The sequence below is a fragment of the Coprococcus ammoniilyticus genome, from assembly GCF_025567345.1.
Taxonomy (GTDB): domain Bacteria; phylum Bacillota; class Clostridia; order Lachnospirales; family Lachnospiraceae; genus Coprococcus; species Coprococcus ammoniilyticus.
The window spans coordinates 297643-311319 of record NZ_JAOQJS010000002.1 but is presented as its reverse complement, the minus strand read 5'-3'; the positions used below and the strand labels follow the sequence as shown (position 1 = coordinate 311319).

The following is a 13677-nucleotide window of genomic DNA, read 5'->3' as shown; positions in this document are numbered from 1 at the left end:
ATAAATGGTGATATATAGGAGGATACATACATCATGAAAAAAAGAATTATTACAGTAGTTGGTAAAGACAGCATCGGAATCACAGCAAAGGTCTGTGTATACCTTGCAGAGAACAGTGTCAATATCCTTGATATTGCACAGACAATTGTAGGCGGGTACTTCAATATGATGATGGTCGTTGATATACAGGAATCTTCAAAGTCAACAGAAATTATCGCAAATGAACTGAAAGAGATCGGCGATGAGATTGGTGTACAGATTAAGGTACAGCATGAGAAAATCTTTGAAACCATGCATAGAATCTAAGATTTAGAATAGAAATAGGCGAAAAGAGGTCACACTATGATTAGTATAAATGAAGTAATTGAAACCAATGCCATGATCAGCAAGATGAATCTGGATGTCAGAACGATCACAATGGGTATCAGCCTGTTAGACTGCGTTGGTGCGGATGTAGGAGAAACCTGTGAGAAGATCTACACCAAGATCACAACCAAGGCAAAGGATCTTGTATTTATCGGAAATGATATCGGAAGAAAATATGGTATTCCGATCGTAAATAAAAGAATCTCGATCACACCGATCGCATTGATCGGAAGCTCTGTTTGTAAGTCAACAGATGATTATGTAACGATCGCAAAGACATTGGATAAGGCTGCAGATGCCGTAGGCGTAAACTTTATCGGTGGTTATTCCGCTCTTGTATGTAAGGGCATGACTCCATCCGATGAACTTCTGATCCGTTCCATTCCGGAAGCACTTGCATGTACCGGTAAGGTATGCAGTTCTGTAAACGTCGGTTCTACAAAGACCGGTATCGATATGGATGCTGTAAAACTGATCGGTGAAATGGTAAAAGAGACAGCAGAGCTTACAAAAGAGGAAGATTCCCTTGGATGCTGCAAGTTCGTAGTATTCTGTAATGCACCGGATGATAATCCGTTTATGGCTGGTGCATTTCACGGCGTTACTGAGGGCGATTGTGTTATCAATGTCGGTGTCAGCGGCCCGGGTGTTGTTAAGAGTGCGTTAGAGGAAGTTCGTGGTGAGAACTTTGAAGTACTGTGTGAGACGATCAAGAAAACAGCATTTAAGGTTACAAGAGTTGGACAGCTTGTTGCAAAGGAAGCATCCGAACGTCTCGGTGTTCCGTTTGGTATCGTGGATCTGTCACTTGCACCTACACCTGCAATCGGAGACAGTGTCGGTGAGATCCTTGAGGAGATCGGTCTGGAATATGCCGGTGCTCCGGGAACTACGGCAGCACTTGCCTTATTAAATGATCAGGTAAAGAAGGGCGGCGTTATGGCTTCTTCTTATGTTGGTGGTTTAAGTGGTGCATTTATCCCTGTCAGTGAAGATCAGCGTATGATCGATGCTGTATCAGCAGGTGCACTTTCCCTTGAGAAATTAGAGGCAATGACCTGCGTATGTTCAGTTGGACTTGATATGATCGCAATCCCCGGTGATACATCAGCAGCTACCATTTCCGGTATCATTGCAGATGAGATGGCACTCGGTATGATCAACCAGAAGACAACGGCTGTACGTCTGATCCCTGTTATCGGCAAGGGCGTTGGCGATCAGGCTGAATTTGGCGGACTGCTTGGCTATGCGCCAATTATGCCTGTCAACCAGTTTTCATGTGAAAAATTTATTAACCGTGGAGGCAGAATCCCTGCACCTATCCACAGTTTCAAGAACTAATTATATATAACGGAGAACAAAATGAGAAAGCTTGCATTATCAGATGAGATTTTAATGAGTATCGAAAAACCTGCCAGATATATCGGAGGGGAATATAACAGTGTCATGAAGGACAAGGAGCAGGTCGATGTCAGATTTTGCATGTGTTTCCCGGATGTGTATGAGATCGGAATGTCCCATCTCGGCATCCAGATTTTATATGACATGTTCAACCGGAGAGAAGATACCTGGTGTGAACGTGTCTATTCTCCGTGGCCGGATCTGCATAAAGTTATGAAAGAACAGCACATTCCGTTATTTGCACTGGAGTCTCAGGATCCTTTAAAAGAGTTTGATTTTCTTGGAATCACTCTTCAGTATGAGATGTGTTATACGAATATCTTACAGGTGCTTGATCTGGCAGAGATTCCGATCTGGTCGAAGGATCGGGAAAAGGGTGATCCGATCGTGATCGGAGGAGGTCCCTGTTCTTATAATCCGGAACCGATCGCTGATTTCTTTGATATTTTCTATATCGGAGAGGGCGAGACGGTATACGGAGATCTGATCGAATTATATAAAATCTATAAACATTCCGATATGACAAGAGAAGAATTTCTGATCAAGGTGTCGCAGATTCCGGGGCTTTATGTGCCGGCTCTTTATGATGTCACTTATCATGAGGATGGAACGATCGCATCATTTGGACCAAAATACGAAGAGGTCCCAAAGACGATCCTTAAGCAGGTAGTTACGGATATGTCATCCGCTGTCTATCCTGAGAAGCCGGTTGTCTCTTATATGAAGGTCACACAGGACCGTGTTGTATTAGAGATCATGCGGGGATGTATCCGTGGATGCCGTTTCTGTCAGGCAGGGATGATCTATCGTCCGACCAGACCAAAGGATGTAAACGTACTGAAACATTATGCAGAGGCTATGTTAGATAATACCGGTCAGGAGGAGATTACCTTCAGTTCGTTAAGTTCCAGTGATTATCAGTCGCTTCCTGAGCTTACGGACTGTCTGATTGAGAAGATGGACAACAACCATGTCAATATCTCTCTGCCATCCCTCAGAATCGATGCATTTTCCCTTGATGTTATGCAGAAGATTCAGGATATCAAGAAGAATTCCCTGACATTTGCACCGGAAGCCGGAACACAACGATTAAGAAATGTTATAAATAAAGGTCTGACAAAAGAGAATATATTAAATGGTTCGTTACAGGCGTTCCTTGGCGGCTGGAATAAGGTCAAGCTGTATTTTATGATGGGACTTCCGACAGAGACTTATGACGATATTACAGGTATTGCTGATCTATCAGAGGAGATCAGTGAGCTGTATTTTGCAAATATACCAAAGGAGAAGCGGGATGGCCGTGTCATGGTATCGGCTTCCGCCTCTTATTTCGTACCAAAACCATTTACACCATTCCAGTGGGCGCCGATGATAACACCGGAGGAATTCCAGAAGCGTGCGTATTTTGTTAAAGATAAATTCCGTGAAGCAAAGAACCACAAGAGCCTGAAATTCGCATACCACGAAGCGGATATTACGATCTTAGAAGGTTTGCTTGCCAGAGGTGACCGTAAACTCTGTCAGGTAATCTATGATGTCTATCAGTCCGGACAGATCTTTGATGCATGGACGGAATATTTTGACAAATCAAACTGGGATAATGCGCTTGAAAAGAATCATATTGATATCGGTTTCTACACCTATCGTGACAGAAGTGTGGATGAGATCCTTCCGTGGGATTTCATAGATATCGGAGTGACAAGAAAGTTTATGGAAAAGGAATGGGAGCGCGCACAGGCAGAGGTCGTTACACCAAACTGCCGGATGAAGTGTTCCGGCTGCGGCGCAGCGAAGTTTGGAGGAGGTGTTTGTTTTGAAAATAAGAATTAAATACTCCAAGCTTGGAAATCTGAAATTTATCGGTCATCTGGATGTCATGCGTTATTTCCAGAAGGAGATCCGCCGGGCAAAGCTGGATATCAGTTATTCCAAAGGTTATTCCCCACACCAGATCATTTCATTTGCAGCACCGCTTGCACTTGGGATTACATCGGATGGTGAATATTTTGATGCAGAATTTAATTCTGTGACAACTTCGGCTGAGATGATCGAAGCTTTAAATGCGGTATCCGTTGATGAGATACATGTTACGAAATGTGTGCAGATCCCGGAGAATGCAAAGAATGCTATGTCGATCGTTGCTGCATCGGATTATGAGATCACATTCCGGGAGCAGAATGATCTCAGTGAAAAACTGCTTGCTTCCGTTGAAGAGTTGAATAAACAGGACGAGATCATTGTATTAAAGAAAACAAAAAAGAGTGAAAAAGAAGAAAATATCCGTCCAGGTATTTTAAAGCTGGAACGGAGAGGTGACAGTATCTACATGCTGTTACAGACCGGAAGTGTCTATAATCTGAAACCGGAATTAGTGGTAAAGGCATTATATGACCTTTGCGGTGAGACCTATGATTTCTTCCGAATCTATATTCACCGACTGGAAACGTATTATGACAAAGACGGCTCGTTACAGCCGCTTTATATGGCAGGTGAAGAATTCTGATGAATAAGCTTGTAATAACAAATTATGAAGATCATATACTGGAAGCTCTTTATTCGGATGGAAAGCTGTCAGATCTGATGTTATTTGATCGACAGTCCATCTTATCAAATATCTATGTCGGCAAGGTGGAAAATATCGTGTCCAATATAGACGCAGCCTTTGTCGATATCGGTACAGGGCTTCCGTGCTATTACAGTATCACTGATAATAAACATATATTTTTAAATGCAAAAAAAGATTCTGTGTTAAAAGCCGGAGACGAGATTCTCGTACAGGTAAGCAAGGATGCGATCAAGACAAAGAATCCGGTCGCTACGTCGGAAATTGAATTGAAGACAGAAAATCTGCTTGTGAATACATCAGGCAGGATTGGTATATCCGGGAAGATCCGAAAGAAAGAGACAAGAGATCATCTGCACCAACTGGCGAAGAGAGTATTGCCGGATGGATTTGGCTGTATCTTACGAACTGTCTGTCAGGAGCTGCCGGATGAAGTTGTATTGTCGGATTTAAACGAACTATCTGAAAAATTAGAACAAATCATACAGACAGCAAAGACCAGAACCTGTTATTCCTGTCTGTATAAGAATGATGCGGAATATCTCGATTATTTTATATTAAAGCATAATGCAGGGCTTCAAGAGATCGTAACGGATCAGAAGGCGGTATTTGATGAATTCGAGACCTATCTGTCAGAGAAACAGATCACGGATGTGAAGCTTACCATGTATAATGATAAAAACTGTAATCTGATGACTTTATATAATCTGCCAAAAAATCTGGAAAACCTGAAAAAAGAACGGGTCTGGATGAAGTCGGGTGCCTACCTGGTGATCGAACAGACGGAGGCAATGGTCGTGATCGATGTAAATACCGGTAAATCGGTCGATAAACATTCCTTTGAGGAACATCTGCTCCGTATCAATTCTGAAGCGGCAGTCGAGGTATGCAGACAGTTGAGACTGCGGAATCTGTCAGGGATCATCGTAGTTGATTTTATAAATATGAAACAGCCGGACTCGATGGATGTTATAAAAGATATCCTCGAACAGGAGCTTGCAAAGGATTCTGTTCCTGCAGCATTTGTGGATGTTACTAAGCTTTCTCTGGTGGAACTAACCCGAAAAAAAATTCGCAAATCGCTGAAAGAACAGTTGACAAAATAAAACCAAAATGGTAGAGTATACTAGTGTGCCGCACAGTGAGGTATAAGTTCGCATATTTTATGCGACACCACAACTGGCGAGTTTGATTAAGGAGGTAAACCCTATGTACGCAATTATAGCAACAGGCGGTAAGCAGTACAAGGTAGCTGAAGGAGACGTAATCAGAGTTGAGAAGCTTGGAGCAGAAGCTGGCAGCGAAGTAACATTTGACGACGTTATTTTAGTAAGTACTGATTCAGACGTTAAATGTGGTGATGCAGTTGCAAACGCAACCGTTACAGCATCTGTAATTGGTGATGGCAAGGCTAAGAAGGTAGTTGTTTACAAGTACAAGAGAAAGACTGGCTATCATAAGAAGAATGGTCACAGACAGGCTTATACACAGGTTGAGATCAAGTCAATCAACGCATAATCTGTTATGATAAAGGTAACCATTTATAAAAAAGCTAATTCAGATACAATGGGATTTTATGTATCCGGTCATGCAGGATATGCAGATTCAGGATCTGATATCGTATGTAGTGCTGTATCGGCACTTGCGATCACGGTTGTGAATTCTGTTGAACGCTTTTGTGAGGAAGCATTTCATGTAGACAGCAATCAGAAAAACGGAGATATGAAGTTTCTGTTTGATGAACAGCCGGGACATGATGCCTTACTGATCATGGGAGTGTTTGAGACAGGTATTACGGATATCAGTGAATCCTATAGTGATTTTGTTTGTATAACCTTTAAGGAGGTGTAATTGAAATGATGAAGATGGAACTTCAGTTTTTTGCTCATAAAAAAGGTGTGGGTTCTACTAAGAACGGCAGAGATTCCGAGTCTAAGAGATTAGGAGCTAAGCGCGCTGACGGTCAGTTCGTTAAGGCTGGAAACATCCTTTACAGACAGCGTGGAACAAAGATTCATCCAGGTCTTAACGTTGGTATCGGCGGAGATGATACATTATTCGCTACTGCTGATGGTATCGTTAGATTTGAGAGAAAGGGTAGAGATAAGAAGCAGGTTTCTATTTACCCTGTAGTAAATGAGTAATATTACTTAGTTTATGCATGTTATTAGCCGGAGTAAATATAGTTTATTCCGGCTTTTTCTTTACATACGGATGTATGTATAAAGGAGGAAAGCAATGTTTGCAGACAGAGCCAGAATATTTATCAGAGCAGGAAAAGGCGGAGACGGACATGTATCCTTCCGTCGTGAGAAATACGTGCCGGACGGAGGTCCGGATGGCGGAGATGGCGGCAAAGGTGGAGACGTGATCTTTGTAGTAGATGAAGGTTTGAACACCCTGACTGATTTCAGACATATAACAAAGTACAGAGCACAGGATGGCGAACCGGGCGGTAAGAGAAACTGTCATGGCGCAAATGGTGCAGATGTTGTATTAAAAGTTCCGCCAGGAACTGTCATTAAGGATTCTGAGACAGGAAAAGTGATCCTTGATATGGCAGATAAGAAAGAACCGGTCGTACTGTTAAAGGGTGGACGAGGTGGACGAGGTAACCGTAATTATGTTACGTCAACCATGCAGGCTCCAAAGTACGCACAGCCGGGACAGCCGGCAAAAGAATTGATCGTCGATCTGGAACTTAAGTGTATCGCAGATGTCGGTCTTGTTGGTTTCCCAAGCGTAGGTAAATCAACCTTCCTTGCAAGAGTTACAAATGCAAGACCAAAGATTGCAGAATATCATTTTACGACACTGACACCAAATCTTGGTGTTGTAGATCTCGGAGAGCATAATGGATTTGTTATCGCGGATATCCCGGGAATCATCGAAGGCGCAGCAGAGGGGGTCGGACTTGGTCTGGAATTCCTGCGTCATATCGAACGTACAAAGGTGATCATCCACATTGTTGACGCAGCTTCGATCGATGGCAGAGATCCGGTCAATGATGTAAAGATCATTAATGAAGAATTGAAAAAATACAACAAGGATATCGAAAGCCGTCCAACGGTTATAGCGGCAAATAAGATCGATGCCTTAGATGAGATCGGTTACGAGACTGTGATCGAGATGTTAAAGGAAGAATTCGAAAAAGACGGTGTGAAGATATTCCCGATCTCAGCAGTATCCGGTAAGGGTATTTCCGAGCTTTTATGGTATGTCAACGACCTTGTAAAGAATGCACCGGATGATGTAGTCGAATTCGAACCGGAGGTTGATCTCGATTTCCATGATAATCCGGATCTTCCTTTTGAGGTCAGCTACAATGAAGAAGATGACGTATATGTGATCGAGGGACCTCGTATTGAACGTATGCTTGGATATACGAATCTGGAATCAGAAAAAGGATTTGAGTTCTTCCAGAAATTCTTAAAGACAAACGGTATCTTAGACCAGCTGGAAGCGCTTGGAATCGGCGAAGGCGATACCGTTCGTATGTATGGACTGGAATTTGACTATTATAAATAAAGATAAATGTGATAACAAACCGGCAGGTGATTCTGCCGGTTACAGGATATAAGTTAGGAGTATACTATGACAAGTAAGCAGAGAGCATATTTAAAAGGACTGGCAATGAATATCGATCCGATCTTAAACATCGGTAAGAGTTCCCTGACACCGGAATTTACACAATCTGTAAATGAAGCGTTAGAGGCAAGAGAGCTGGTTAAGATCTCAGTATTAAAGAATTGTCTGGATGATCCGAGAGAAATGGCTTCCATGATCGCAGAACGTACCAAATCAGAAGTCGTTCAGGTCATTGGCCGTAAGATCGTATTCTATCGTCCATCCAAAGAGCATAAGAAGATCGAGCTCCCAAAATAATATGAAAGATCAGAATATGAAGATTGGTATTTTAGGCGGCAGCTTTAATCCGGTTCATAACGGCCATCTGGAGCTTGCAAAACAGGCTCTGGAGCAGTTTGCACTGGATCAAATCTGGCTGATGCCGAATCATATCCCGGCATACAAGAAGTGGGACAGATCGGTTACAAATGAAGACAGACTCCATATGGTAGAGCTTGCAGTAAAGGATCATGACGGACTTTGTTGTTCGGATCTGGAATTACAGCGTGGCGGAGTTACCTATACCATTGATACACTGGTACAGCTGCATGAACAGTATCCGGATACGGAATGGTATTTCATTATGGGTGGGGATTCGATCCTTGCATTTGACACCTGGAGAGAGCCGGACAGGATTCTTTCTCTTTCCAAACTGATCGTTACAACGAGAGATCAGATCCAGGCAGAAGATGTCGATGCTAAGATCCGGCATTTAAAGAAACTATATGCAGATGCGGATATCAGACAGATGCAGATCCATCCGGTTGATGTGTCATCGTCCAGCATCCGGGAAGCCATTAAAAATGGACAGGATATATCAGGAGCCGTACCAATGGCAGTATACCGCTATATTAAGGAATATGGGCTATATCAGACGGATGAAAACCTTGATCAATAGACAAATAATTGACGCAGATTGGTAAAACAGTATAATATAGTTCAGGAACAATTTACAGGAGAAGGGGCAGAACAATGAACAGACAGGAAATGAGAGAGAAACTTCAGAAGAAACTGACAGATCGAAGATTTGAGCATTCGTTAGGGGTAGAATATGTATCAGGCTGTCTGGCTATGGTACATGGTGTAAATGTAGAAAAAGCACTGACTGCAGGACTGTTACATGATTGTGCAAAGTGCCTTTCACCGGAAGAAAAGATCGAGCGTTGTACGAAGAATAATCTTCCGATCAGCGAATGTGAATATAATAATCCGGAACTCTTACATGCCAAGCTTGGGGCATTCTACGCAAGAGAAAAGTACGATGTAAAGGATCCGGATATCCTGTCTGCGATCGCATGTCATACCACCGGAAAACCGGCAATGAATATGCTTGAGAAGATCCTGTTTGTTGCAGACTATATCGAGCCGAACCGGAAACCATTAAAGGAGATCGAGGAGATCCGGAAGGAAGCATTTACCGATATTGACAAATGCATCGTTCATATACTGAAAAATACTTTATCGTATCTTGAGACCACAACGGATGATACTGATCCGATGTCAATCGATACCTATAATTATTATGTTGCTCATCAATCGGTAGCGGATAAGCTGAAAGAAGACGATATTTAAACAGGCAACAATAAATAAACGGATGGGGTACAATATTAAAATCAATATACAGAGCAGGAGGAGCGTCATATATGAATACAGCACAGGAAATGGCAGCAATTGTTTATAAAGCCCTGGATGATAAAAAAGCCTTTGATATTAAGATACTTGATATTAAAAAGATCTCTGCTGTAGCTGATTATTTTGTTATTGCAGACGGAACAAACAAGAATCAGGTACAGGCGATGTGTGACAGTGTGGAAGAAGAAATGCACAAAGCCGGATATTCTTTAAAAAGTGTGGAAGGATATTCACAGGGAGGATGGATTTTGTTAGATTATTATGATATAATTGTTCATATCTTTTCGGATGAGGCACGCAGATTCTATGATATCGAACGCATCTGGAATGATGCAGCCGATGTAACAAAGGATTTACTTTCATAGATATGTTTTTGGGGTAGGTATGAACGATAACAGATTATTAAAAGACAATTATATAAAGATCAATCATATAGCAGCGAAGTGTATGCGTTTTTTTGTTGCACTGATAGTTGCGTTATGGGCATTTGCATTTTTCAGCAGAGAATGTAACCTTGTAGTGGTTACGATATGTATGGTTCTCTGCTGTATTTTTTCGCTTATTCCGACACTTGTTATTGACTTTTTCAAGCATGACAGGAATGAGGCAATCAAATATGTAGTCATATGTATCGCAGTTTTTAACTGTATGATATTGAGCTCTGTATTTTCCCATATGGCACTGGTTGTCTGGATCTTTCCGATCCTGCTGACATCGTTATATTATAATAAGACGCTGGTCGTATTTACTGCGCTGATGTCTACTGTCGGTGTTATCCTTGCAGATTTTATCAATCTTACATACTGTGATTTCATGGTTGCGCCGATTTATCTGGACTATACAGACAGCATGGTCTTATCGGTATTTCCATGTGTGATCACGATTCTGATCCTGTCACTCGTTGCATATTTCATTGTATCCAGAAACTCTACGATGCTGAATTCCGTAATTGATAACGCAGAAGAAGTAAAGAGCAATCAGAAAGAGCTGATATTTGCATTTGCTGAATTATCCGAGAGTAAATCCAAATATACAGGAGAACACATCAAACGTGTAGCAGATTACATGCGGGTGCTCGGAAAGGCATCCGGTTTTGATGATGATTACGTTGATAAGCTGTCAACGGCTGCCATGATGCATGACATCGGAAAGCTTATGATCAGTGAGGAGATCCTGGATAAGCCCGGTAAACTGACAGATGAAGAATTTGCGATTATGAAAAGTCATGTTCTCTATGGTGATGCACTTCTGGAGCATTGTCCGGGTGAGATCATGCAGATTGCAAGAACGATTGCAAAGGAGCATCATGAACGCTGGGACGGAACAGGATATCTAGGTATGAAAGGTGAGGAGATTGCCTATATCAGCCGTTTAATGGCGGTATGTGACGTTTTCGATGCACTTACCTCTGAACGGTACTACAAGCGCGGATGGTCCGTAGAAGAGACGTATAATGAGATCGTAAGCCTGTCCGGAAAGCATTTTGATCCACAGGTTGTAGAGCTGTTCAAGCAGAACTTTGATGCATTCAAGGAGATCGCAGAGAGACAGCCGGATAAACAGGTATATTAATTAAAGATGATATAATAAAATGCACCTCTTAATTGATATTCCCCTTGTCGAGTAGACAGGTGGAATATCAGTTTGTCAGGTATTTGTTATGCCTGATATCGTTTGAGGTGCATTTTTATAAAAAATTTGAACAAATTAAGTATGATTAGATAAAATTGCGGAACAGACCGATCACACGGCCTAGGATCTCGCAATGTTCGACAAGGATCGGATCCATATAATCATTTTCCGGCTGTAACCGGACATAACCATTTTCTTTATAAAATGTCTTAACTGTTGCAGAATCCTCGATCAATGCAACGACGATTTCGCCATTTCTGGCAGAAGAGCACTGCTCAACAATTACAAGATCCTTTTCATAAATACCTACATTGATCATACTGTCACCTTTTACACGAAGCATAAAGGTCTGGTTATTCGTATTATGAATATATTCCGGTGGAACAGGGAAATAGTCTTCGATGTTCTGTTCAGCAAGGATAGGCTGACCACAAGAAACCGTTCCAACGATAGGGATGTTTACCAGTTCCCGTTTGGTAAGTGAAAAATCATCGTCTATGATCTCAATTGAGCGGGACTTTGTCAGATCCCTTCTGATATAGCCCTTTGCCTCTAATGATGATAACTGAGCATGTACAGAAGAAGTAGACTTCAGATCAACAGCCTGACAGATTTCTCTGATTGATGGCGGATACCCCTTTGCAAGAATCTCATGACGTATATATTCAAGGATCTGCGTCTGCTTATCCGTGAGCTTTTCTTTACCCATATGTAAATCCTCCTAAATGTATTTAAAAAGTTATATAAATAATAGTAGCACACAATTGTTTGTTTTGCAAACAAATGTTCTTCTTCTTGCGTACTTTTTTTTCCCCATCCATATTGGTATTATAAAGGAGTCATTGGGATATGACGAATATATTTTCGAATAATCCATACAAATGTTCGAAAATATATTGACAAATGAACAACTGTTCGATATAATTTATTCAAACATTTGTTCAGAGAATTATATTATATATAGAATTAAGTTTTAAGGAGGAAGAGAACATGAAGAACGTAGTAAGATTTATCAGTACAAAGAAGATTTTCATTATAGCAGGTATTATTCTGGTTACAGTATTGTATATCCTTATATCACATAAGGATTCACCAGCAACCAGCGCATCGAACGCAAGTAAGAAATATTATAAATGTATCACCATAGAAGAAGGAGATACCCTTTGGGACATCGCAAATGAATACAAGACGGAAGAGTATGCTTCTACACAGGATTATATCGATGAAGTGCTTGTGATGAATAATCTGAATACAGATGTCATCGTAGATGGAACTAATTTACTGATTCCATATTATAAAGTAAATGATTACGAATAAATAATAAAAAGTATCTGTTATGTAATGTTATATTGACTGTCTGTTTGAATCAAGATTTACCATATAACATAAAAACAGATACTTTTTATTTTTAAAAACAGGAGTATATATATAATCATAAAACAAGTATAGAATACAGAATAAATTCTATACTTAAATGCGATTATCTGGCATCTTTATTGTAAAGTCTTGGATTGTCAATCTTTACAGGCCAGCCATCCAGAGTTCCTCGTTCAATAGCGGAAAAAATCCGTTGTTTGCAACCGGGAGTTTCCTTTTCCAGCTCCGCCAGTGCCTGTTTTGCATATTCACGTTTCGTATATCCATCGGCAGGACATGGACTTTTAATCACAGGAAGCTGCATATCATTTTTAAAAGAGATAATTTCACCTTCGTTTATATACATAAGAGGGCGAATAACCATCAATTTGCTTTTATCCAGATATGTTTTTGGTGAGAAAGTATGGATTCTGCCTTCGAATAATAAGGACATTAAAAAGGTTTCAATAAAATCATCCTTATGATGCGCATAAGCGATCTTATTACATCTGAGATCATTTAGTTTCTGATTTAATGCACCTTTTCGCATTTTCGCGCATAGAGAACATGGATTTTTCTCTTTACGGATATTAAATACAATATCATATATTTCTGTATCTACAATATAATAAGGAACATAAAGTTCTTTGCATAATTGTTCGATCTTTGTAGTATCAAAATTATCAAAACCGAGATTAACTGTAATAGCGATCAGATCAAATTTTTTTGGATAGAATCGTCGTAATTCAGCCAGAGCATAGAGTAAAGTCAGGCTGTCCTTACCACCAGAAATTCCAACTGCAATTTTATCACCATTATCGATCATTTCATATGAATCGATGGCACGTCTAGTATAACTTAATAACTTTTGTAATTTCATATAATTACCTCAAAATGATAAGATTTGTTTCATAACCGTGTATATTATACTTATAAATGAAATTTGTTTCAAGGAGATATCTATACAATTCTTCGAAAGACAATCTTAACAACATATGAAGGAAATTCTACAAGAATAAAACGGATTTTTATTTGATATGAAATAAAGAATTGCATTTGGAGTCAGAGTGTGATATAACTAATTTAACAGATACAACTAT

At 40.5% G+C, this 13677-nt stretch carries 17 protein-coding genes; 15 read left to right on the top strand and 2 right to left on the bottom strand.

Annotation, left to right across the window (positions count from 1 at the left end; genetic code table 11):
• Positions 1-33 precede the first annotated feature (33 nt).
• From OCV60_RS03900 to OCV60_RS03835, 14 genes are all read left to right on the top strand, one after another.
• Positions 34-306, top strand: coding sequence for an ACT domain-containing protein (locus OCV60_RS03900; RefSeq protein WP_008400881.1), 273 nt, complete (start codon positions 34-36; stop codon positions 304-306).
• A 36-nt stretch (positions 307-342) separates the two neighbouring features.
• Positions 343-1707: a PFL family protein gene (locus OCV60_RS03895; protein ID WP_021943898.1), complete on the top strand. Its 1365-nt coding sequence runs from the start codon at positions 343-345 to the stop codon at positions 1705-1707.
• 21 nt (positions 1708-1728) lie between these two features.
• Positions 1729-3597, top strand: a complete 1869-nt coding sequence (locus tag OCV60_RS03890) for a TIGR03960 family B12-binding radical SAM protein (protein WP_262529376.1) — start codon at positions 1729-1731, stop codon at positions 3595-3597.
• A complete protein-coding gene (locus tag OCV60_RS03885; RefSeq protein WP_021943896.1) occupies positions 3581-4270 on the top strand; it encodes a TIGR03936 family radical SAM-associated protein in 690 nt (229 codons plus the stop codon). Before OCV60_RS03890 ends, OCV60_RS03885 begins: the two co-directional genes overlap by 17 nt.
• Entirely contained in the window at positions 4270-5436 is a 1167-nt protein-coding gene (locus OCV60_RS03880; RefSeq protein WP_262529372.1) for a ribonuclease E/G, read from the top strand. Before OCV60_RS03885 ends, OCV60_RS03880 begins: the two co-directional genes overlap by 1 nt.
• Before the next feature lie 103 nt (positions 5437-5539).
• Positions 5540-5848 carry a 50S ribosomal protein L21 gene (gene rplU, locus OCV60_RS03875; protein WP_008400876.1) on the top strand — a complete coding sequence of 103 codons (309 nt, stop codon included), beginning with the start codon at positions 5540-5542 and terminating at the stop codon, positions 5846-5848.
• Positions 5849-5854: 6 nt separating this feature from the next.
• Positions 5855-6181 carry a ribosomal-processing cysteine protease Prp gene (locus OCV60_RS03870; protein ID WP_262529370.1) on the top strand — a complete coding sequence of 109 codons (327 nt, stop codon included), beginning with the start codon at positions 5855-5857 and terminating at the stop codon, positions 6179-6181.
• Between the two features lie 5 nt (positions 6182-6186).
• Entirely contained in the window at positions 6187-6474 is a 288-nt protein-coding gene (rpmA, locus tag OCV60_RS03865; RefSeq protein WP_004850948.1) for a 50S ribosomal protein L27, read from the top strand.
• A 94-nt stretch (positions 6475-6568) separates the two neighbouring features.
• Positions 6569-7858 carry a GTPase ObgE gene (gene obgE / locus OCV60_RS03860; RefSeq protein WP_117784837.1) on the top strand — a complete coding sequence of 430 codons (1290 nt, stop codon included), beginning with the start codon at positions 6569-6571 and terminating at the stop codon, positions 7856-7858.
• A gap of 66 nt (positions 7859-7924) precedes the next feature.
• A complete protein-coding gene (gene yhbY / locus OCV60_RS03855) occupies positions 7925-8215 on the top strand; it encodes a ribosome assembly RNA-binding protein YhbY (protein WP_021943892.1) in 291 nt (96 codons plus the stop codon).
• A gap of 16 nt (positions 8216-8231) precedes the next feature.
• A complete protein-coding gene (nadD, locus tag OCV60_RS03850; protein ID WP_262529361.1) occupies positions 8232-8855 on the top strand; it encodes a nicotinate-nucleotide adenylyltransferase in 624 nt (207 codons plus the stop codon).
• Positions 8856-8929: 74 nt separating this feature from the next.
• Positions 8930-9529 carry a bis(5'-nucleosyl)-tetraphosphatase (symmetrical) YqeK gene (yqeK, locus tag OCV60_RS03845; protein ID WP_021943890.1) on the top strand — a complete coding sequence of 200 codons (600 nt, stop codon included), beginning with the start codon at positions 8930-8932 and terminating at the stop codon, positions 9527-9529.
• 71 nt (positions 9530-9600) lie between these two features.
• Positions 9601-9954 (top strand): ribosome silencing factor, encoded by a 354-nt coding sequence (rsfS, locus tag OCV60_RS03840; RefSeq protein ID WP_021943889.1) that lies wholly within the window; start codon positions 9601-9603, stop codon positions 9952-9954.
• Positions 9955-9973: 19 nt separating this feature from the next.
• Positions 9974-11161: an HD-GYP domain-containing protein gene (locus OCV60_RS03835; protein WP_021943888.1), complete on the top strand. Its 1188-nt coding sequence runs from the start codon at positions 9974-9976 to the stop codon at positions 11159-11161.
• A 145-nt stretch (positions 11162-11306) separates the two neighbouring features.
• Here OCV60_RS03835 and lexA read toward each other — a convergent pair whose 3' ends face one another.
• Positions 11307-11930: a transcriptional repressor LexA gene (gene lexA / locus OCV60_RS03830; RefSeq protein WP_262529357.1), complete on the bottom strand. Its 624-nt coding sequence runs from the start codon at positions 11928-11930 to the stop codon at positions 11307-11309.
• Between the two features lie 281 nt (positions 11931-12211).
• Between lexA and yneA the strand changes: the two genes are divergently transcribed.
• Positions 12212-12538, top strand: a complete 327-nt coding sequence (gene yneA / locus OCV60_RS03825; RefSeq protein ID WP_021943887.1) for a cell division suppressor protein YneA — start codon at positions 12212-12214, stop codon at positions 12536-12538.
• Between the two features lie 163 nt (positions 12539-12701).
• Here yneA and OCV60_RS03820 read toward each other — a convergent pair whose 3' ends face one another.
• Entirely contained in the window at positions 12702-13457 is a 756-nt protein-coding gene (locus OCV60_RS03820; protein ID WP_117784840.1) for a tRNA lysidine(34) synthetase, read from the bottom strand.
• Positions 13458-13677: the final 220 nt, after the last annotated feature.